At 67.1% G+C, this 19,622-nt stretch carries 19 protein-coding genes; 6 read left to right on the top strand and 13 right to left on the bottom strand.

Annotated elements, in window-relative coordinates; genetic code table 11:
* Positions 1–17: 17 nt before the first annotated feature.
* The 4 genes from K7W03_RS12980 to K7W03_RS12965 all read right to left on the bottom strand — a co-directional run bounded on the left by K7W03_RS12980 (position 18) and on the right by K7W03_RS12965 (position 2,796).
* Positions 18–215 carry a hypothetical protein gene (locus K7W03_RS12980; RefSeq protein ID WP_044660946.1) on the bottom strand — a complete coding sequence of 66 codons (198 nt, stop codon included), beginning with the start codon at positions 213–215 and terminating at the stop codon, positions 18–20.
* A 56-nt stretch (positions 216–271) separates the two neighbouring features.
* A complete protein-coding gene (locus K7W03_RS12975) occupies positions 272–982 on the bottom strand; it encodes a Crp/Fnr family transcriptional regulator (protein WP_025548724.1) in 711 nt (236 codons plus the stop codon).
* A gap of 150 nt (positions 983–1,132) precedes the next feature.
* Positions 1,133–2,035 carry an NAD(P)H-hydrate dehydratase gene (locus K7W03_RS12970; protein WP_103001108.1) on the bottom strand — a complete coding sequence of 301 codons (903 nt, stop codon included), beginning with the start codon at positions 2,033–2,035 and terminating at the stop codon, positions 1,133–1,135.
* Positions 2,032–2,796 carry a histidine phosphatase family protein gene (locus K7W03_RS12965; RefSeq protein ID WP_222886502.1) on the bottom strand — a complete coding sequence of 255 codons (765 nt, stop codon included), beginning with the start codon at positions 2,794–2,796 and terminating at the stop codon, positions 2,032–2,034. Before K7W03_RS12965 ends, K7W03_RS12970 begins: the two co-directional genes overlap by 4 nt.
* Before the next feature lie 135 nt (positions 2,797–2,931).
* Here K7W03_RS12965 and K7W03_RS12960 point away from each other — a divergent pair, with 135 nt between their 5' ends.
* Positions 2,932–3,411 (top strand): pyridoxamine 5'-phosphate oxidase family protein, encoded by a 480-nt coding sequence (locus K7W03_RS12960; RefSeq protein WP_025548719.1) that lies wholly within the window; start codon positions 2,932–2,934, stop codon positions 3,409–3,411.
* A gap of 128 nt (positions 3,412–3,539) precedes the next feature.
* Complete coding sequence (locus K7W03_RS12955) at positions 3,540–4,193, top strand: HAD-IA family hydrolase (RefSeq protein WP_226870123.1); 654 nt, start codon at positions 3,540–3,542, stop codon at positions 4,191–4,193.
* Positions 4,194–4,245: 52 nt separating this feature from the next.
* On the opposite strand, the gene K7W03_RS12950 is transcribed toward K7W03_RS12955, so the two are convergent.
* The 4 genes from K7W03_RS12950 to K7W03_RS12935 all read right to left on the bottom strand — a co-directional run bounded on the left by K7W03_RS12950 (position 4,246) and on the right by K7W03_RS12935 (position 10,155).
* Complete coding sequence (locus tag K7W03_RS12950; RefSeq protein WP_319024314.1) at positions 4,246–5,787, bottom strand: carboxylesterase/lipase family protein; 1,542 nt, start codon at positions 5,785–5,787, stop codon at positions 4,246–4,248.
* A gap of 58 nt (positions 5,788–5,845) precedes the next feature.
* The gene (locus K7W03_RS12945; protein ID WP_222886500.1) at positions 5,846–8,752 is read right to left on the bottom strand and encodes a TonB-dependent receptor domain-containing protein; all 2,907 of its coding nucleotides are present in this window, start codon (positions 8,750–8,752) and stop codon (positions 5,846–5,848) included.
* A gap of 321 nt (positions 8,753–9,073) precedes the next feature.
* The gene (locus tag K7W03_RS12940; protein WP_044660941.1) at positions 9,074–9,391 is read right to left on the bottom strand and encodes a hypothetical protein; all 318 of its coding nucleotides are present in this window, start codon (positions 9,389–9,391) and stop codon (positions 9,074–9,076) included.
* Between the two features lie 65 nt (positions 9,392–9,456).
* Positions 9,457–10,155 (bottom strand): pirin family protein, encoded by a 699-nt coding sequence (locus K7W03_RS12935; protein WP_140043181.1) that lies wholly within the window; start codon positions 10,153–10,155, stop codon positions 9,457–9,459.
* A gap of 123 nt (positions 10,156–10,278) precedes the next feature.
* Between K7W03_RS12935 and K7W03_RS12930 the strand changes: the two genes are divergently transcribed.
* Positions 10,279–11,208: a LysR family transcriptional regulator gene (locus K7W03_RS12930; protein WP_025548711.1), complete on the top strand. Its 930-nt coding sequence runs from the start codon at positions 10,279–10,281 to the stop codon at positions 11,206–11,208.
* On the opposite strand, the gene K7W03_RS12925 is transcribed toward K7W03_RS12930, so the two are convergent.
* From K7W03_RS12925 to K7W03_RS12905, 5 genes are all read right to left on the bottom strand, one after another.
* Positions 11,209–11,904 carry a YoaK family protein gene (locus K7W03_RS12925; protein ID WP_044660939.1) on the bottom strand — a complete coding sequence of 232 codons (696 nt, stop codon included), beginning with the start codon at positions 11,902–11,904 and terminating at the stop codon, positions 11,209–11,211.
* Positions 11,905–11,968: 64 nt separating this feature from the next.
* Complete coding sequence (locus tag K7W03_RS12920; RefSeq protein WP_222886499.1) at positions 11,969–13,894, bottom strand: amidohydrolase; 1,926 nt, start codon at positions 13,892–13,894, stop codon at positions 11,969–11,971.
* Complete coding sequence (locus tag K7W03_RS12915) at positions 13,891–14,121, bottom strand: DUF1427 family protein (RefSeq protein ID WP_083199016.1); 231 nt, start codon at positions 14,119–14,121, stop codon at positions 13,891–13,893. The genes K7W03_RS12920 and K7W03_RS12915 overlap by 4 nt, the downstream gene beginning before the upstream one ends.
* A gap of 20 nt (positions 14,122–14,141) precedes the next feature.
* Positions 14,142–14,981, bottom strand: coding sequence for an alpha/beta fold hydrolase (locus K7W03_RS12910; RefSeq protein WP_061939141.1), 840 nt, complete (start codon positions 14,979–14,981; stop codon positions 14,142–14,144).
* 87 nt (positions 14,982–15,068) lie between these two features.
* Positions 15,069–15,728 carry a hydrolase gene (locus K7W03_RS12905; RefSeq protein WP_222886498.1) on the bottom strand — a complete coding sequence of 220 codons (660 nt, stop codon included), beginning with the start codon at positions 15,726–15,728 and terminating at the stop codon, positions 15,069–15,071.
* A gap of 284 nt (positions 15,729–16,012) precedes the next feature.
* Here K7W03_RS12905 and K7W03_RS12900 point away from each other — a divergent pair, with 284 nt between their 5' ends.
* From K7W03_RS12900 to K7W03_RS12890, 3 genes are all read left to right on the top strand, one after another.
* Positions 16,013–16,738: a GntR family transcriptional regulator gene (locus K7W03_RS12900; RefSeq protein ID WP_052628168.1), complete on the top strand. Its 726-nt coding sequence runs from the start codon at positions 16,013–16,015 to the stop codon at positions 16,736–16,738.
* Positions 16,739–16,898: 160 nt separating this feature from the next.
* A complete protein-coding gene (locus K7W03_RS12895; RefSeq protein WP_048576761.1) occupies positions 16,899–18,269 on the top strand; it encodes an amidohydrolase family protein in 1,371 nt (456 codons plus the stop codon).
* Positions 18,266–19,588 carry an MFS transporter gene (locus K7W03_RS12890; protein WP_061939135.1) on the top strand — a complete coding sequence of 441 codons (1,323 nt, stop codon included), beginning with the start codon at positions 18,266–18,268 and terminating at the stop codon, positions 19,586–19,588. Before K7W03_RS12895 ends, K7W03_RS12890 begins: the two co-directional genes overlap by 4 nt.
* Positions 19,589–19,622 lie beyond the last annotated feature (34 nt).

The following is a 19,622-nucleotide window of genomic DNA, read 5'->3' as shown; positions in this document are numbered from 1 at the left end:
AGCCTGTCCGATGCGCGTCACGAGCCGGACGCGCCGCTCTCCCTGTCGTCGATCTGTTGCCGCGCCTCCGACGCCGCCCTGATGAGTTCGTTCGCCGTTTCTTCCGCGGCATCCGGCGTCATGCTGATGGCGACACCGTCCGGGCCGTCGAGCATCACCTGTCCTTCCTCTGCATAGGCCTTGCCGGATTCATCGAAAACGCCGTCTCGGGGCATGGACCATCCTCTTCCGTTCATGTGGGAAGGACGCTCCGCAGACGGATGCGGTTCCCTCAGCCGCCGATGAACAGGTAGGAGGGGTCGTAATCGCACAGCCGCCGCAGCGCGGCGAGATCGGAGATGGTGACCCTGCCGCGCTGAACCTGGAGCAGTTCCCGTTCCCGGAGTTCCCGCAACATGCGATTGATGTGCACCGACGTCATGCCGCACGCCTCGCCCAGATCGGCCTGGGTCAGCGGCAGCGCGAACCGGCTGCCGTCGCTCAGCCCCACGGCGCGCAGCTTCGCCTCGATCTCGCAGAAGAAATGCGCGATCCGCGCGACGGCGTCGAGCCGGCCGAGGCGGAATATCCATTCCCGGTGCATGGCGGCGTCCAGCAGCGTGCTGAACCACAGCAGCTTCGTCAGATTGGGCCGCTGGGCCAGCAGGCCGTCCAGCGCCTCATGCGGGACCATGGCGATCTTGGAAGCGCTGAGGGTCGCGACATCATGGTCCAGCCGCCCCAGCGGATAGCCGTGGAGGTCGACGAAATCGCCGGGGACGTGGACGGCGACGAGCTGGCGTAGGCCGTTGCGGTCGTCCATGTAGCGGCAGATGAACCCTTCCATCAGGTAAGTGCTGCATGCGATCGGTTCGCCCGCATGGGCGAGCAGCTGGCGCGCATGGGTCTTGCGGACTTGGCTGACGCTGGCCTCCAGCGCCGCGAGATCCTGATCCGACAATTGCTCGCGGCGACGATTGCGGAGGAAGTCGGCAAAGATCATCGGCGGCATGTCTCCCCAGGGCATGGAGGCCCGGCCAATGGCTTATCAGCAGGGCCTGCCGGCGGCCAGCCTCTTCTCTCCGGCCTTTGGTCCCATGGCCCGGCCGGGATGAGGCGGGACGAGGGCAGCGAAGCGAAGTCCGCTTCCGTCTCACCCATCCTGCGGCGGGGTCATCGTCTCATCCAGCAGGCGGGGGACGACGGCGGCGAGTTCGCGCGCCAGGAAACCGATCCTGCCGATCTCTTCCGACAGCACCCGTCCCGCCGCCCCGTGCAGCCAGCAGCCCCAGGCGGCGGCGCGGAACGGATCGGCCCCACGCGCCAGCAGGCCGCCGATGATGCCCGCCAGAACATCGCCCGATCCCGCCGTGGCCAGGCCTACGCAGCCCCCGTCGAAGCGGAGCAGCCGGCCGGACGGATCGGCCAATATGCTTTCCTGCCCCTTGAGCAGGATGACCGACCGGAAGCGGCCGGCCATGTCGGCTGCGACGCCTTCGGGATCGGCGGCGACGGCGGCTTCATCCATCCCCGCGAAGATCGCCATCTCCCCGCGATGGGGCGTCATGATCACGCGGCCCTCATGGCTGGCGATGACGGGGGCCAGGTCGCGGGCGGAGGTCAGCGCCGCCGCATCCAGCACGACGCCAAGGCCCTGGCGCGGGGACGCGAGCAGGCGCGCCACCAGCGTGTCGGTGCGGTCGCTGACGCTCATCCCCGGTCCCAGGACCATGGCGTCGCATCGTCCGACATGCGCCTCCAGCATGGCCACGGCCTGGGCGGCGATCTCGCCATTGCGGTCGGACGGCAGCGCCAGCATCGACGCCTCGGGCACCAGCACGCCCAGCGCGGTCGCGACCGACTGGACCGTCGCCAGCTGCACCTTGCCGGCCCCCGCCCTGAGCGCCGCCTCGCCCGTCAGGCGCAGGGCGCCGGGGACGAATTCGGCGCCGCCGATCACAACCACGCGGCCGCGCTCATTCTTGTCCGATGCGTCCGCGAGCCCCGGCAGCGGATGGTCGTACAGCCAGCGGCGGTCGATCCGTGGCGGGCTCATCCGCGCGCTCCCGCAATGGCGTCGGGCGCCTTGGTGACGGGCGTGCGGTCCTCCTCCATCGGCGCGGTGACATTGTAGCGCTGAAGGACCAGCCGGCCGTCGCGGCCCGCATCCGCCTCCAGCCGATAATCGGTCACGGCGCAGTTCGCGACGTCCCCCTTCGCGTCGATGGCGAGAATCTCGGTTTCCGTGAGGCTCTCCAATATATAGCGCATGCACAGCACCACGACCTGATGGCTGAAGATCATCACCCGCCGCCCGGCATAGTGGAGCGAGATGGTGTCCATCACCGACCGCAGGCGAAGGATGACGTCGCACCAGCTCTCCCCGCCGGGCGGGCGATGATAGAATTTTCCCAGCAGGCGGCGGAATTCGGCCTGGTCGGGGAAGATGTTGCGGATGCCGCCGGTGGTGAGGCCGTCCAATATGCCGAACTCCTTTTCGCGAAGCCGCTCGTCGAAGCAGATCGGCTCCTCCCCCGCCGCGCCGCCATGGTCGCGGAAGAGCCGGGCGGTCTGGCAGGCGCGCAAATAGGGGGAGGACAGCAGCACATCCGGACGGCAATCCTCTGGCTGGCGCGCGAACCAGCGGCCGAGCGAAGCGGCCTGTTCCCGCCCCAGATCGCTCAGCGGCACGTCGGCATCGCGGATGGACAGGGCGATGCGGTCGGCCGTCGCTTCATGAGCGGCGTCCCGCGCAACATTGCCAGCGCTCTGGCCATGGCGCGCGATGATCAATTGGGCGGGCCAGCGGATCGTCATCTGACTTCTTCTCCTTCCCTTCTTCCCTGCATTGGGGGGACAACGCCTGGGCGGCGGATCGGCTTCATCCCGCCGCGCGGGCGGACCCTTCGCGCCCGCCATTCGTATAGTCCGTTCCATAATCGGGAGATGATCATGAGCGATGCGCATAAGCTGAAGGAACATCTGTGGGATCGCATGTCGGACAGCCCCTTCATGATGCTGGGCCTGACCGGCAGCGGGCAGCATAGCGAGCCGCTGACCGTCCAGTTGGACAAGGACCAGGTGGATACGCTGTGGTTCTTCGTGGGCAAGGACAACCGTCTGGCCGGCGGCGGCGCGGCGATGGGCCAGTTCGTTTCCAAGGGGCACGATTTCTTCGCCTGTTTCGCCGGTCGCGCGCGCATCGACAATGATCCGGCGATGATCGACAAGCTGTGGTCGACGACGGTCGAAGCGTGGTTTCCGGGCGGCAGGTCGGACCCCAATCTGGCCCTGCTGCGCTTCGACATCGACGAGGCGGAGTTGTGGGAGGCGGACGTGTCGCTGACCGGAAAGCTCAAGATGCTGTTCGGCGGCAGGATACGCCCGAGCGAGGAGGGCAGCCACGCCAGGGTCGAGACGACGGCGAAGTGACCTGGCGATCCGGCGGCGAGCCGCCGGATCGAAACGGGCGTGCGTTTCGCGGCGGTCCTGTGTAGGAGGCGGTCGGGGGGCGGATGCCGGTCCGCCCGCATGGTCTTTTCGCAAGGATGGCGGTGCCGATGGAACACAGGTCCGTGGATGCGGTGCTGCTCGACATGGACGGCACGATCCTGAACTCCATCAAGGTGGCGGAACGGGTCTGGGGCGAATGGGCGCTGCGCCATGGACTGGATGTCGAGGCTTTCCTGCCGACCGTCCATGGCGTGCAGTCGGTGGAGACGATCAGGCGGCTGGGCCTGCCCGGCGTCGATCCGGTGGCGGAGGCGGCGCTCGTCACCCAGGCGGAGATCGATACGGTCGACGGGATCGAGGCGATCGAGGGCGCGGCGGCGTTTCTCGCGGCGCTGGCCGATTGCCGCTGGGCCGTCGTCACCTCAGCCCCGCGGCAGCTTGCGCTGCGCCGCATCCAGGCCGCTGGGTTGCCCGTTCCGCCGCTGCTGGTCGCGGCGGAGGATGTGGAACGCGGCAAGCCCGCGCCGGACTGCTTCCATCTGGCCGCCGAGCGTCTGGGAACGACGGCGGACCGCTGTCTGGTGATCGAGGATTCGGTGGCGGGGATCATGGCGGCGGAGCGTGCGGGCGCAAGCATCCTGGTCGTCACCGCGACCCATCCCCGGCCGATGGAGACCCCGCATCCCGCCATTGTCGACTATCGCGGCCTTGGCGCGGTTCCTGCCACCGGCGGGTCCGTCCGCATCGGACCCATTGGCTGAGGCCAGGAGGACGCTGCGTCAGATCGGACGACGCGCCATCGTCTTCCTTCGCTCAGGGCAGGGTCTGGCCGGTGCGGTCGGCCCAGAGTCGCCACCAATAGGCGATCTGCCCGGCCCGGAAATCGGGCGCGACGGCGGTCCTGCGGTCGATCAGCAGCGGGCCGCGATGAGGGCCTTCATATTCCGTCCAGCGCGGCAGAGTCCTGTTGCCCGATCCAAGGCCGTTGGGGTCGCCGTCCTTGATGAAATTCGCCCAATAATCCTGCATCATCGCGGCCAGTCGCGCATTTTCGGCGCCCTGCGACGCCTTGGCCGCGCCCAGCGTATAGCCGAAATCGGCGCAATGCGGCGCGCCCGCCGCCTTGCCGCGCTCGGCGGGCGGGACATAGGCGAAATGATAGGACCAGCTTGGCTGCCAGCGCGCCGCGAGAGCCGCCGTCGCGGTCGCCGCCGCGGTGAAGATGAAGTCGGTCTGCACCTGCCGCAGCAGTTCCGCCGGGGGCAGCCTGCCCTGCGGATCATAGACCTTCCGCACCGCCGCCATGTCGATGCCGAAGCGGTCCTTCAGCACCCTTTCGTCAAAGCCCATCAGGCCGAAGATGCTCGCTTCATTGCTGGTGGAGCCGGCGATATAGGGGACGCGGGCGATATGCCCCCTGGCGAAGGCGATGGCGGTTTCCTCCGGGATCATCTCGCCGTCGACCACCGCGCCGAAATTGGGGGGGCCGGGATCGGCCGCCATGACCGCCGCCGGATCGAGCCTGCGCAGGGCGGCGATGGCCTCCTTGCCCTCGCCGGTCACGCCCGCGCGCGCGGCGAAGGCGACCCCCTCCCGCTCCGCCTGCGCCTGCGGACGGGTCGCATTGTTGATGCCGCCGCCGCTATGCGCGCTGGCGCGGGCGAACAGGCCGCGCGATCGGGGCGAGGCGACCAGCGCGTTGATGCTGGAGCCGCCCGCCGAGCAGCCCATGATCGTGACCTTGTCCGGATCGCCGCCGAAGCGCGCGATATTGTCGCGCACCCAGTTCAGACCGGCGACCTGGTCCATCAGCCAGTAATTGCCGGTCGGCGCCCCCGGCTGCTCCGCGCGCAGGCCGGGGTGCGAGAAGAAGCCGAGCCGCCCCAGCCGATAGTTGAGCGACACCACCAATATGCCGCGCCGGTTATGGACCCGGGCGGCATCGTCGAACAGTTCCGCGCCCGAACCCACGAAGAAGGCGCCGCCATGGATCAGCACCAGAACCGGCATCCTGCCGTCGAACGAGGGGGTGGCGACATTGATCGACAGGCAGTCCTCGCTTTGCGGAGCGCCGCGTTCATGGGGGGTCTCGGGCTGCGGGCAGATCGGGCCGAAGCGGGAGGCGTCGCGAGGGGTGGTCCAGGGGGCGGCCGGGCGCGGCGGCGTCCAGCGATGGTAGCCGCCGGTCGTCTGTGCGAAGGGGATGCCCTTGAAGACGCCGCCTTCGCCCTGCGCCACGCCGCGCACGGGTCCGGATGCGGTCGCCACCACCGGACCTGCCGGAGCGGCCGCGACCAGGCTGCCGCCGACCAACGAAAGGCAGGCGGCGCCCGCCAGAAATGCTGCTGCCTTCACCCCATCTCTCCCCATGAAGGGCGGGCTGCGTCCCTTCGGTGCGCCGCCTGCCCCGTGATCAGAATTTGAACCGGACGCCGGCGGCGAACGCCCGTCCCACCGTGTCATAGGTGGAGATGATCGTCGGCAGGTTCACGCCCGGAATATCGGCGGCCACCAGCGGCGGATCGCGGTCGAACAGATTGTTGATCGTGATGAACGGTTCCAGGCTGCCGCCCCAGCCCTCGATCTTCTGGCTGATGGTGAGGTCGGTGTACCAGACCGAAGGCGCCTTCGCCCCCGAATAATTGTTGTTCGGTTCGCGCGATCCCACCTTCACCGGACCGGTATATTGTTCGGAGACGAAGATGGTGAGCCCGCCGTCGCTGACATAGTTGAGGTTCAGCGTGCCGCGCCATTTCGGCCGGGCGATGGGACCATTGTTGATGCCGTAGCCCGCGGAGTCATAGGCGGGCACCGCCGCGCTCTGCCGCGTCACATATTTGTCGAGCCAGCTCACATAGGCGCGGGCGCTGAAATTGCCGTTGCCAAGGCGCGTCGCATAGCTGGCGTCGATGTCGACGCCCGCCGTTTCCAGCCTGGCGATATTGGCGGCCGCGATGCGGACCAGGCTGGGGAAGGCGGTCGGGCTTGGCCGGGTGATCAGCGCGCATTCGGGCGCAGAGGCATTGGCGACGCAGTTCTGCACGATCCGCGTGGTGTCGAGCGTGCCGATGGCGCCGTCGATCTTCAGGTTGAAATAGTCTGCCGACAGGCTGAAGCCGGGCAGGAAGCGCGGCGTCAGCACGAAACCGAAGGTTCTGGTCTTCGCCTTTTCCGGATCGAGCAGGCGGTTGCCGCCCGACACGGTGGAGACGTTCCCGCTCTGGCCCGACACCGGATCGGTCAGCAGCCCGATGCCGCTCTGGTCGCCCGCGAACAGGTCGAACAAGGTGGGCGCGCGGATGTCGCGGGAGATGGTGCCGCGCAGCAATATGTCCTGTACCGGCTTCCAGGTGAGGCCGACCTTCCACGTTTCGACCTGGCCCGACGTGCTGTAGTCGGTGATGCGGCCCGCGCCGTTCAGTTCCAGCGAGTTGAGGAACGGCATGTCCCTGACGATCGGCAGGTTGATTTCACCGAAGGCTTCCTTGACCGTCACGCTGCCCTGCGCCTGGCCCACATTGGTCAGCCAGTAGAAGAGGGAGGTCGAGGACACGCCGCGCAGGCCGGCGAAATATTCGCTGCGTTCAGCGGCGGTGTCGAGCCGCGAGGGGTCGCTGTTGCTGGTGAGGTCCAGCGACTGCTTGCGCCATTCGCCGCCGACCACGATGTCTACCGGACCGCCCGGCAGTTCGAAGGGCGAACCCTGGAACTGCAGCGCGGCGGCGTCATGCTTGATCCGCGCGTCATAGGACATGGTGCCGGTCGCATAATCATAGCCCGGCTGGTTGGTATAGGCGTCGCCGGTCAGGAAGATGTTGAGCGGCTGGCATCCGGCGAAGCGCGCCCGGATGACGGGATCGGCGCTCAGCGTCGGGCGGCAGACGATATTGCCGCTGGTGTCGCGCACGGCGTCCAGCGCGGCATAGGCCTTCTGATAGTCGTAGAGGCCATGCTGGTCGACGCTGTGCCTGGAACTGCCATGGGTATAGTTGACCGACCATTTCCAGCCGTCGCCCAGATTGCCTTCGAGGCCCGCCGTCGCCATCCAGAAATCGGTGCGTTCCTGGGTGAAGGGCTTTTTCGCGCTGTCGCCCGAATATTTGCCGATGTTGAACTGCTGGCCGGGGGTCAGCGCCGCCTCGATCTGGGCGGGGATGAAGGGGTTGCCCTGGAAGACGGGGGCGCTCTGCGTACCGACCCAGGCATTGGACTGGCTGATATAGCTGAGTTCGCTGCGGGTGAAATTGCCCTGCACGAAGACATTGATGTCGTCCGTCACATCGTAGCTGAACCGGCCGAAGGTCTGGTAGGTGCGCAGCGGCGCGACCGCATGGACGTCCGACGGGATGACGAAGCCGTCGCCGCCGATGTTGAACGCCGCCGTTCCGGTCGGCGTGCCGTTGTCGAAGGGCCGGATCGTGCCGTCGCCGTTGATCTGGTAATTGGCGAAGGGGCCGTCCAGTATCTTGCCGTTGTCGCTGGCGAAGATCAGGTGGATATTGTCCTGAAGGATGCGTGGATTGGCGTTGGAGCCCGGCGCCGCTGTGCTGCCCGGAACGCTGCCGACATAGACGTAATTGGCGTTGCCGCCCTTGCGGTCGGACCGCAGCATGCCGTCATTATTATAATATTCGCCCGACAGAAGCAGATGGCCGCGCCCGCCGAACAGGTCCATGCCGCCGGCCAGGCTGATGCGCTGATTGCCATTGTCCCCGCGCTGCGACACGCCGGCCTGGACGCTGCCGGTGAGGCCGGTGAACTTGCGGTTGAGGACGAAGTTGACGACGCCCGCCACGGCGTCCGACCCATAAGCGGCCGATGCGCCCGCCGTCACGATGTCGACGCGCTGGAGCAGGGCGTTGGGGATGACATTGGTGTCGACCGTGCCCTGATAGGTGGTGGGCGGCACGCGCATGCCGTCGAACAGGATCAGCGTGCGGTTGCCGCCGACGCCGCGCAGGTTGAGGACATTGCCATGGCTGGCGCTGTTGGCGAAGTTGTGGGAACTGCGCGAGGGGCTGGAACTGTTCTGGAACTGCGGCAGCTTGTTGAGCGCATCGGGCACGTTGGTGGGCGTCGCCTTGACCAGATCCTCCGTCGTGGCGACCGTCACGGGAGTGGGCGCGGTATAGCCGTCGCGCACGATGCGCGATCCGGTGACGATGATGTCGCTGGCGCCGGCGTCCGTGCCGGCGTCGGCCGGGTCTTCCGACCGGAGCTGGGCGCCGTCGACCTGGGGAGCGGTCTGCGCCATGGCCGGAGCGACAAGTGCCAGCAAGCTCACACCGACGCATGTGGCGGACGCAACGGACAGCTTCATCCCAAGTCTCCTCTCGCTGGAAGGGTTTGTTATTCAAATATATACTGTGGTGCATAATTCGCTAGAAGCATAAAAAGTGCATGTCAATGCATTTTTCGCAAGCGGTCGCGCCGGGTGTCCGCCGCCATGCGGGCGGCGCCGTCGCGGCGTGACAGGGCAGGGCGTTTCGCCGGTGCATCGCAGGATCGGCTTGAAGGGCAGCCGCAACGGCTTCGTCACGGCCACCCCTTTCATCTGGGGGCCGCGTTGTGTCTCTATCGCTCGGACGCGCTTTTCATCGCCGGTTCGCCCGCGCTCCCGCGGTGGGCCGTCGCGACGAAATCAGGCGCCCAGGAGCGCCAGCGCATCGATCTGCCGCCGGGAAAAGCCTCTTTCGTAAAGGGCGGGCATGTGCCGTTCGGCAATCTGCCGCGTGCGGCCGGTCTCGCACAGGAAATCGCGCAGGGGCAGAAGATCGGCGGGCGGCGTGCGGGCGGTCCGGGGCGCGCCGATGATCGCGTTCAGCGCATGGGAAAGGCGCGCGCGCAGCGGTCCGGCGGGCGCCGGATCACCGCAGCCGCAATCGGCCACCGCGATCAGGGCAGCCTTCACATCGTGCCATTCTGCGGGGCTGAGCTCGGGCGGGGCGATATTCAGCATGGTCGTCCTCCTCTTGCGCAGGGTGAAGGGACGCGGCCCAAGGGCCGCGTCCGCTCCTGCTTTCGTTATGCCGCGTCCACCAGGACGATCTCGCTGTCCTCGATCGCGGTGACGCGGATCACGTCCATGTCGCTGATCGCCGCGCCGTCGCGGGCGTTGATGCGCACGTCGTCGATCCGGATCGCGCCGGTCGCCGGCACCAGATAGGCCTTGCGGTCGCGGCCGATCGGATATTCCGCGCTCTCCCCGGCCTTCAGCGTCGCCGCCACCACCCGCGCATCGGTGCGGATCGGCAGGGCGTCATTGTCATTGTCGTAGCCGGAGGCAAGGGTGACGAACTGACCGGCGCGGTCGCCCTTGGGGAAGGGCCGGGCGCCCCAGCTTGGCGCTTCGCCGTCGCGGGTGGGCAGAATCCAGATCTGGAAGATCCGGGTCGTCACATCCTCCAGATTATATTCCGAATGGCGGATGCCGGTGCCCGCGCTCATCACCTGGACGTCGCCGGCCTCTGTCCGGCCCTTGTTGCCCAGGCTGTCCTGATGCGTGATCGCGCCTTCGCGGACATAGGTGATGATTTCCATGTCGCGGTGCGGGTGCGGCGGAAAGCCCGTCTGGGGCGCGATGGTGTCGTCGTTCCAGACGCGCAGATTGCCCCAGTGCATGCGGGCGGGATCGTGATAGCCGGCGAAGGAAAAATGATGCTTGGCATCGAGCCAGCCGTGATTGGCGCCGCCGAGGCTGTCGAAGGGACGCAGTTCGATCATGTCTTGTCTCCTCATCGGGCGGGGGCCGGAAATGGCCTTGCCCTGTTGAACATCTCTTTACAGGCGTGCGGCTTTCCCGTTCAGTGGGATAAATTGCATCGAACCGTTCGAGGAAATGGAACAGTGAACAATCCGGGCATGCCGACCTTCGACCAGCTCCGCATCTTCCTGACGATCGTGGACAGCGGCAGTTTCGCGGCGGCGGGGCGCAGGCTGAACCGCGCCGTGTCCGTCATCAGCTATGGCATCGCCAATCTGGAGGCGCAGCTTGGCCTGACGCTGTTCGACCGGGAGGGGACGCGCAAACCGCAACTCACCGTCGCCGGCCGCGCCCTGCTGGCGGAGGCGCGCAGCATCGCCGACGGCGTCGACGGCCTGCGCGCGAAGGTGAAGGGGCTGCTCGACGGGCTGGAGGCGGAGGTCGACCTGGCGGTCGACGTGATGCTGCCGTCGGAGCGCCTGGGCCGCGTGCTGCGCGCCTTCGCCCGCGAATTCCCGACGGTCCAGCTTCGCCTGCATGCCGAGGCGCTGGGCGCGATCACCGCCATGGTGCTGGACCGCGCGGCGGTGGTCGGCATATCCGGGCCGTTGTCCGCAGGGGTCGAGGGGATCGAGAGCCGGACGGCGGGAGCAGTGGCGATGGTGCCGGTCGCCGCGCCCGATCATCCGCTGGGACGGATGGAGGCCATCGCGCCGGGCGCGGGGCGCGACCATATACAGCTGGTGCTGACGGACCGTTCGCGATTCACGGAGGGGCGGGATTATTCGGTGCGCAGTCCCAAGACCTGGCGCCTCGCCGACCTCAGCGCCAAGCATGCGCTGCTGCGGGAAGGCATCGGATGGGGCAATATGCCGCTGCCGATGATCGAGCCGGATCTGGTCGCGGGGACGTTGGTGCGGCTCGCCATGCCCGACCATGACGGGGGCATGTACCGTTTCTCCGCCATCTGGCGGCGCGACACGCCGCCGGGGCCGGCCGCCTCCTGGCTGCTCGATCAGTTCGTGGCGCTGGGCGCGCTGGACCGGGATGTGGAGGGCATGGGCGACATCTGATCAGGCGGGTGCCTTGGCGTCCGGGTGCAGCGCGCAGGCGGCGGTGCCGAAGAGGACCAGCGCGCCCGAGAGGATCAGCGGCGCGACGAGACCGGCGCGATTGACCAGCAAGGCCCCGATGGCCGCGCCCAGCAGGATGGCGGCGACCCCGCCGATGCGGCGGCCGCGATTGGGGCTGCTGCCGCCCGCCAGCGCCGAATCCGCCGCCAGCCCGGTGAGCGTGAGGGTGAGAACCGTGGTGGTGAGGTCCGGCACCTTGAGCTGGCGGACGGTCGCGTTGCGGAAGCCCATGGCAAGACCGGTCAGCGCGATGATCGCATAGAGCGCGCTGCCGGGCGACTGGCTGGCGATGTCGAAGCCGGTGGCGACGCCCGCCGCGATCCAGAGCAGCACAGCCTCTACCAGCGCGGCCACCATCAGCCAACGGCGCAGCGGCAGCCCGACATGATGCCTGCCCACGCGCCCCGCCACCAGCGCCCCGATCAGGAAGGCGGCGATGGCGGCCAGATAGGAGAGCGCGTGGAACCCCGGCGTACCCACGGCGGCGAAGCCCAGGAAGACGATATTGCCGGTCATATTGGCGGTGAACACCTTGCCCAGGCCCAGCACGCTGATCGCGTCGACCAGGCCTGTGGTGACGGAGAGCAGGAGGAGCAGCCAGGGCAGCGGCGCGGCGGGGCCGTTGGGAGCGGTCATGATGTCCTCGAATCGCTTGGCTGTTAAAGGGGGCTGGGCGCGTTTATCCGGTCGGCAGGCGAAATCACACTGCCCAGCAGCCGCAGCCGAGCGCGCCCCAGAAGCTCTGGACATCGGCGGCGGGAGCCGATGCGCCCAGCGCCGCTGCATGGTCATGACCGTGGACGGCGCAGGCGGAATGGCAACCGCAGGCCGACGCCATCTTCCTGGCCGTCGCATCCTTCCGATAATGGCCGCCGAAGGTCGCGACCGGCGACCAGTCGGGCATCGCTTTGGGCGCGGCCGGGGCGAGCGGGCCATAATCGCCCTCGCCATAGACGATCCTGCCGCCCACCACGGTCAGCACCGACCGCAGATGGGCGATCTCATCCTCCGGCACGGTGAAATAATCGTCGGACAGCAGCGCCAGGTCGGCCAGTTGCCCAGCCTTTATCTGCCCCTTCTTGCCGACTTCATTGGAAAACCATGTGTTCTTCTCCGTCCACAGCCGTAACGCCGTTTCGCGGTCCAGCCGGTTGCGCACCGGATAAAGCGCCAGCCCGCCGACCGTCTTCGACGTCACCAGCCAAGACAGGGACACCCAGGGATTGTAGCTGGCGACGCGGGTCGCGTCGGTGCCCGCGCCGACCGGCAGGCCCGCCGCCATCATGCGCTTGATCGGCGGCGTGGCCTCTGCGGCTTTCGCGCCGTAGCGGTCCACGAAATATTCGCCCTGGAACGCCATGCGGTGCTGCACGGCGATGCCGCCGCCCAGCGCCGCGATCCGGTCTATATTGCGGTCGCCGATCGTTTCGGCATGGTCGAAGAACCAGTTGAGGCCCTGCAGCGGAATGTCCCTGTTCACCTTCTCGAACACGTCGAGCGCGCGGCCGATGGTCTGGTCGTAGGTGGCGTGCAGGCGCCAGGGCCAGCGGCGTTCGGCCAGCAGGCGGATGACAGGTTCCAGATCGCCTTCCATTTCCGGCGGCATGTCCGGGCGGGCGACGCGGAAATCCTCGAAATCCGCGGCCGAATAGACCAGCATCTCGCCCGCGCCGTTGTGGCGGTAGCTGTCGTCGCCGTCGCCGGGCCTGATCTTCGTCGACCAGTTGGCGAAGTCCCTGAGCTCCTCCTTCGGTTTCTGGGTGAAGAGATTATAGCCGATGCGCAGGGTGAGATCGCCGTCCCTGTGCAGCTTCTCCACGATCTCATAATCGTCGGGATAGTTTTGTGAGCCGCCGCCTGCGTCTATCACGCTGGTGACGCCCAGCGAATTCAGTTCCCGCATGAAATGCCGGGTCGAATTGAGCTGATATTCGGGCGGCAGCTTCGGACCCTTCGCCAGCGTCGCGTAGAGGATGGTCGCATTGGGCTGCGCCAGCAAAAGGCCGGTCGGATTGCCCTGCGCGTCGCGGACGATCTCGCCGCCCGGCGGGTTGGGCGTATCCTTCGCATAGCCCACCGCCCGCAGCGCCGCCGCGTTCAGCAACGCGCGGTCATAGAGATGGAGGATGAAGACCGGCGTGTCGGGCGCCGCGGCGTTGATCTCTTCAAGGGTCGGCAGGCGCTTTTCCGCGAACTGATGCTCGGTGAAGCCGCCGACGACGCGCACCCATTGCGGCGGCGGCGTGATTTCCGCCTGGCGCTTCAGCATCGCCATGGCGTCGGCCAATGTCGGAACGCCTTCCCAGCGCAATTCCATATTATAGTTGAGGCCGCCCCGTATGACATGGATGTGGCTGTCGATCAGGCCGGGGATGAGGCGGCGGCCCCCGGCGTCGATGACCTGCGCGTCGGGGGAGGCGGCGGCGCGGACTTTGCCTTCGCCGCCGACGGACAGGAATGTGCCGTCGCGGATCGCCACGGCCTGCGCGACCGGATTTTCCCGGTCCAGCGTCGTGACCCTGGCATTGATGATGATGACGTCCCTGGCGGTCATGGCGAAGCTTTCCGTGGCGGTGAACAGGGTGGTGGCGCTGGCGCCGGCAAGCGCCCGGCGGCGGGTGATCACTGCTCCTGCTCCGGCTTTGGCGGCAGGGCGGCGGCGCTTTGTTGCGCGGGGGTGAAAGGCTTGCCGCGCAACAGGCTGCCGGCGACGGGCACGACCCGTTCGCCGGCGAGGATGCCTGCCAGCCCGACCAGCGCGATGACCGGCGGGGCTGGGGAACGGAACCCAAGCAGGCTGTAGACGATGCCGACCAGCAGCCCGGCGCCCAGCGAGAATATATAGGCTTTCATGGGTCCGTTCCTTCGCTGCGTCAGGCCTTGATGAACGCCAGAATGTCGGCGTTGAGGACATCGGCGTTCACCGTCAGCATGCCGTGCGAATAGCCCTCATAGATTTTCAGCGTGGCGTTCGGCAGGATTTCGGCCTGGAGCAGGCCTGCATTCCTGTAGGGCACGACCTGATCGTCGTCGCCGTGCAGGACGAGCGTGGGGACGGTGATCGCCTTCAGATCGTCGGTCTGGTCGGTTTCGGAAAAGGCCTTGATCCCTTCATAATGGGCGAGTGCGCTGCCCATCATCCCCTGCCGCCACCAATTGTCGACGACGGCGGGCTTCACCTCCGCCCCTTCGCGGTTGAAGCCGTAGAAGGGGCCGGCCGCAACCTCATGGAAGAATTGCGCGCGGTTGGCGGCAAGGCCCGCGCGCAGCCCGTCGAACACATCGATCGGCAGGCCGCCGGGATAGCGGTCCGTCTTCACCATGATCGGCGGCACGGCGCTGACCAGCACCGCCCTGGCGACGCGCCCTTCGGGCAGGCCGTGACGGGCGACATAGGCGGCCACTTCGCCGCCGCCGGTCGAATGGCCGATGTGGATGGCGTCGCGCAGATCGAGATGCCGGGCCACGGCGGCCGCGTCGGCGGCATAATGGGCCATGTCATGGCCGGAATCGACCTGTTGCGAGCGGCCATGGCCACGCCGGTCATGGGCGATGACGCGATAGCCCCGGGCAAGGAAGAACAGCATCTGCGTGTCCCAGTCGTCGGCGGAAAGCGGCCAGCCATGATGGAACATGATCGGCTGGGCGTCCTTGCTGCCCCAATCCTTGTAGAAGATGTCGACGCCGTCCGGGGTGGTGACGAAATTGCTCATCGGGAAATCCTTTCATCGCTCTGGCTTGGGGGTGCGGGAGAAGGGGCAGCCGGGCCAAAAGGGCGGCCGGCTGTAGGGAAGGGGGGATCAGTGGCCGCCTTCGGAGGCGCCGAACATGGTGCTGGCATAAGTGATGCCCAGTCCATAGGCGCCGCCCCACTGGCGGGCGATGCCGGTGGTAAGCGCATAGGTTTCGGCGCGCGCCCAGTCGCGTTGCAGTTCGAGCAGATATTGCAGCGCCGTGATCGGGCGCGCGCCCGCCTGGATCATGCGTTCCACGGCGCGGTCATGGGCTTCCTCGGAAATGTCGCCGCTGGCGTCGGTGATGACATAGACCTCGAAACCCTGTTCGAGCGCGGAGAGCACCGGGCCGACGATGCAGACGCTGGTCCACAGTCCGGCGATGACCAGGCGGTCCTTGCCGATGCGGTTCACCTCCTCGATCACGGCGGCGTCTTCCCAACTGTTCATGCTGGTGCGGTCGATCATCGGCTGGTCGCCAAAGGCGTCGGCGATCTCGCTGAACATCGGGCCGGAAAAGCTCTTCTCCGCAACGGTGGTGAGGATGGTGGGGACGTGGAATCCGGCCGCGGCATTGGAGACCAGGGCGGCATTGTTGCGCAATATTTCGGGCGCGATCGACTTGGTGGCGAAGGCCATCTGCGACTGGAAGTCGATCAGGATCAGGGCGTGGTCGTCGGGCGACAGCAGCGCATCGGCGGGGGTGGGAATGGCGGTGATCGACATGGCGGGTCTCCTTCCTTGAAAGTGCAGGGGCCCGTCGTTCGGGCAGATGTCGGTCTACTTTCCCTCGCTTCTGCGAAACAGGCGTATAAAATCTACCTATTCGTTCCAAATTCTGGAAAAGCCGAAGCGGTCGGCTGGCCTAATGGAGCATAATCGATATTGCACCTTCATTGTAGCAGGACGGTTACGGATCGTCGCGCCAGCCCTGTCTCCTGCAAGATCGCCATCGCCATTGCGACGAAAATATCCTATATGTTCCGCATCTGACCTTATAAGCGGCCTCCATGTCCGACCTTCACAACATGTCACAGCCCGCGGGCGCCCTTGGTTCCCCGGCACGCGCCGCCTCCGGACCGACGCTGGTGGAGCGTGCCTATGAGCATCTTCTCTCCATGCTGATGACGGTGAAGATCGCGCCGGGGGAACGCATTCCCATCGATACCGTCGCGCGCCAGCTCGGCATCTCGCAGACGCCGATTCGCGAGGCGCTGAGCCAGCTGGAGGCGGAGAAGCTGGTCTACAAGACCACCAATGTCGGCTACCGCGCCAGCCCGCAGATGACGCCGGAGGAGGTGCACGACCTTTATACGCTGCGCCTGCTGATCGAACCCTATGCCGCCGCCCGGGCAGCCGAGCAGATCGACGATGAGACGCTTTCCGTCCTGCAGTCGATCCAGGCCGACATGGACGCCGTGGTCGAGCGCGACGAGCAGGCCTATGCCCGTTTCGCGGAAGCGGATGCGCAGCTCCACCGGCTGATCGCGAAGGGCAGCGGGAACCGCCTGATCGAGGAGACGATCGAGCGGCTGCACGCGCATCTCCAGATCTTCCGATCGCTCTACCAGAACAGCGCCCAGCCCAATGCGCCCGAAGTGGCGGCGCGGGAGCATCAGGCGATCATCGCCGCCCTGCTGGCGCATGATCCCGTCGCGGCCGAGCAGTCGGTGCGCGACCATCTCACCTGTTCGCAACAGCGGATGGACCGGGCGAACGGCACGTCTCGACGCTGATCGCGCGACCCCCGGAAGGGGGGAGGCATCACCTGTCGGCCGAACGTTCAACGACGTGGGAAAGCCCCTTGACGGGCCCGCGGCAACCACCTACCACGGGCGCACAGGATCATATAGGATATGAAATAGATCCTGGAGAGGATGGGTAATGCGGTCAGCCATGAAAGCCGGTTTTTCACTTGTCAGCCTGACGGTCGCGATGCTTGCCGGACTTCCGGCGGCGGCGCTGGCCGAAACCAGGGTGCTGCGCGACTTCACGCTGATCGACGGCACCGGCAAGGCGCCGGCGGCGAACCAGGCGCTGGTCATGACGGATGGGCGGATCGACTGGGTCGGGCCGTCCGCGAAGCTGAAGGCGCCGGCCGGGGCGAAGGTCGAAAGGCTGAAGGGCAAATATCTGATGCCCGGCCTGATCGACAGCCATGTCCATCTGGGGCTGGTCGACGGCATCACCCAGAACCTGCAATATCAGACGGCTGAGAATATCGAGAAGCAGCTTCGCATCTACGCCGCCTATGGCGTCACCACCGTCCAGACGCTGGGGACGGAGAAGGACCTGATCTTCCCGATCCAGCAGAGGCGCAAGGGGCCCACGGCGATGTCGCGGGTCTATACCGTCGGGCAGGGCGTGGTCTTCAAGGGCAGCTATGGCGGCGTCCCCGGCCTCGACCAGTCGGTCGCCACGCCGGAAGAGGCGCGGGCGATGGTGGACAAGGAGGCGTCGAAGGGCGCAGACCTCATCAAGCTGTGGGTCGACGACGAATTCGGCATGCTGGAGGAACGCATGCCGCCCCGGATCAGCAGCGCCGTGATCGACCAGGCGCACAAGGACGGGAAGAAGACCGTCGCCCACATCTTCTATTATTCCAACGCCGCCGAACTGACGCGGGAAGGGGTGGACGCCTTCGCCCATTCCGTGCGCGACCGCGCCGTGGACGACGCGCTGCTCGGCCAGATGAAGGCGAAGGGCGTGTGGCAGATGGCCGCGACGCTGAGCCGGGAGGCGTCCTTCACCTACAGGACGCTGCCCTTCCTGGACGATCCCTTCTTCGCGCGGGGGGTGACGCCCGCCGTGCTGAAGGAACTGGCCAGTCCGGAGCGGGCGGCGAAGCTGGGCGCGGCGCCCAATTTCCCCAAATATGCGCCGACGCTGCAATATGCGATGGACAATTTCGCGCGGGAGGCGAAGGCGGGCATCCGCTACGGCATGGGCACGGACAGCGGCCCGACGGCGCGCTTCCCCGGCTATTTCGCGCATTGGGAACTGGAACTGATGGTGAAGGCCGGGGTGACGCCGATGCAGGCGATCACGGCCGCGACCAGCGCCAATGCGGAGTTCATGGGCGCCAGGGACATCGGCACCGTCGCGCCGGGCAAATGGGCCGACCTGCTGGTGCTGGACCGCGATCCCACGGCGGACATCCGCAACACCCGCGCCATCGACGCCGTCTATATCGCCGGCAACAAGGTGCCGACCATCTGGCAGACCTGCACCGGCCGCGCGGCCGATGCCTGCGGGCCCCGCCCGTGACCGGCGAGGCAAGCGTCGCAGAACCGCGCGACGCGGCCGCCGGAGCCGGGGCGGCGCGCCCGACGCGGGCGCGCCATGTCGTGCTCTGGCTGACGGTGCTCGCCTATCTCATCACCTATATGGATCGCGTCGTGATCGCCACGGCGGCCCCGGTGATCGAGAAGGAATATGGCTTCTCGCCGGTGACGATGGGCTGGATCTTCGCGTCCTTCTCCATCGCCTATGCGCTGTTCCAGATTCCGGGGGGCTGGCTGGGCGACCGGTTCGGGCCGCGCCGGGCGCTGACCGGCGTGGTGCTCTGGTGGTCGACCTTCACCGCCGCGACGGCGCTGACCTGGTCGGCCGGGTCGATGATGGTGTGCCGCTTCCTCTTCGGCATGGGGGAGGCGGGGGCCTTTCCCATCGCCACCCGGTCGCTCTCGCGCTGGATGCTGCCGTCGGAACGGGGCTGGGCGCAGGGCCTCACCCATGCGGGGGCGCGGCTGGGCGGGGCGGTGACGCCGGTGTTCGTCGCGCTGCTCATCGTCCAGTTCGGCTGGCGCATGCCCTTCATGGCCTTCGCGCTGGTCGGCATCGGCTGGGCGGCCCTGTGGTTCTTCTACTATCGCGACACGCCGCGCGAGCATCCTTCGGTCAACAGCGCCGAACTGGCGATGATCGAGGGCGCGCTGGGCGCGGGCCGGGCGCGGGTGAGCGTGCCATGGCGGCACCTGCTGGCCAATTCGCAGCTATGGGTGCTGTCGGCCATGTATTTCTGCTACGCCTATTGCATCAACATCTTCCTGACCTGGTTCCCCAAATATCTGCACGATGCGCGCGGGTTCGACATCGCCATGATGGGCCTGTTCGCCAGCCTGCCGCTGATGGCGGGCGTGGTGGGCGACCTGATGGGCGGATGGGCGTCCGACCTGTTGGTGAAGCGCGGCGCGGGGCTGAAGATGGCGCGCCGCTCGGTCGCGGTGGTCGGCTTCCTGACGGCCGCAGCGATGATCCCGCTGGCGGCCGCCATGGACGGGCATGTGGCGAGCATCCTCTGCTTCTGCATCGCGCTGTTCGGGCTGGAGTTGACGGTCGGCGTATCCTGGGCGGTGACGCTCGACATTGGCGGCGAATATGCGGGCTCGGTATCGGCGGTCATGAACACGCTCGGCAACAGCGGCGCGGCGGTCGCGGCGGCGGTCACCGGCTATATCGTCAGCATGAGCGGCTGGTTCGCCGCCTTCGCGGTCCTCTCCGTCCTCTGCCTGATCGCGGCGGCGCTGTTCCTGCGCATCGACGCCTCGCGCAAGCTGCGTGACGGGCAGGGGGCCCAGGCGTGATGCCATCGCCGGAAATCATCCGCAGCGCCCCGGC

The organism is Sphingobium sp. PNB (assembly GCF_019873065.1).
In the GTDB taxonomy this organism is placed as follows: Bacteria; Pseudomonadota; Alphaproteobacteria; order Sphingomonadales; family Sphingomonadaceae; genus Sphingobium; species Sphingobium fuliginis.
This window is presented reverse-complemented; position numbering and strand designations above follow the sequence as displayed.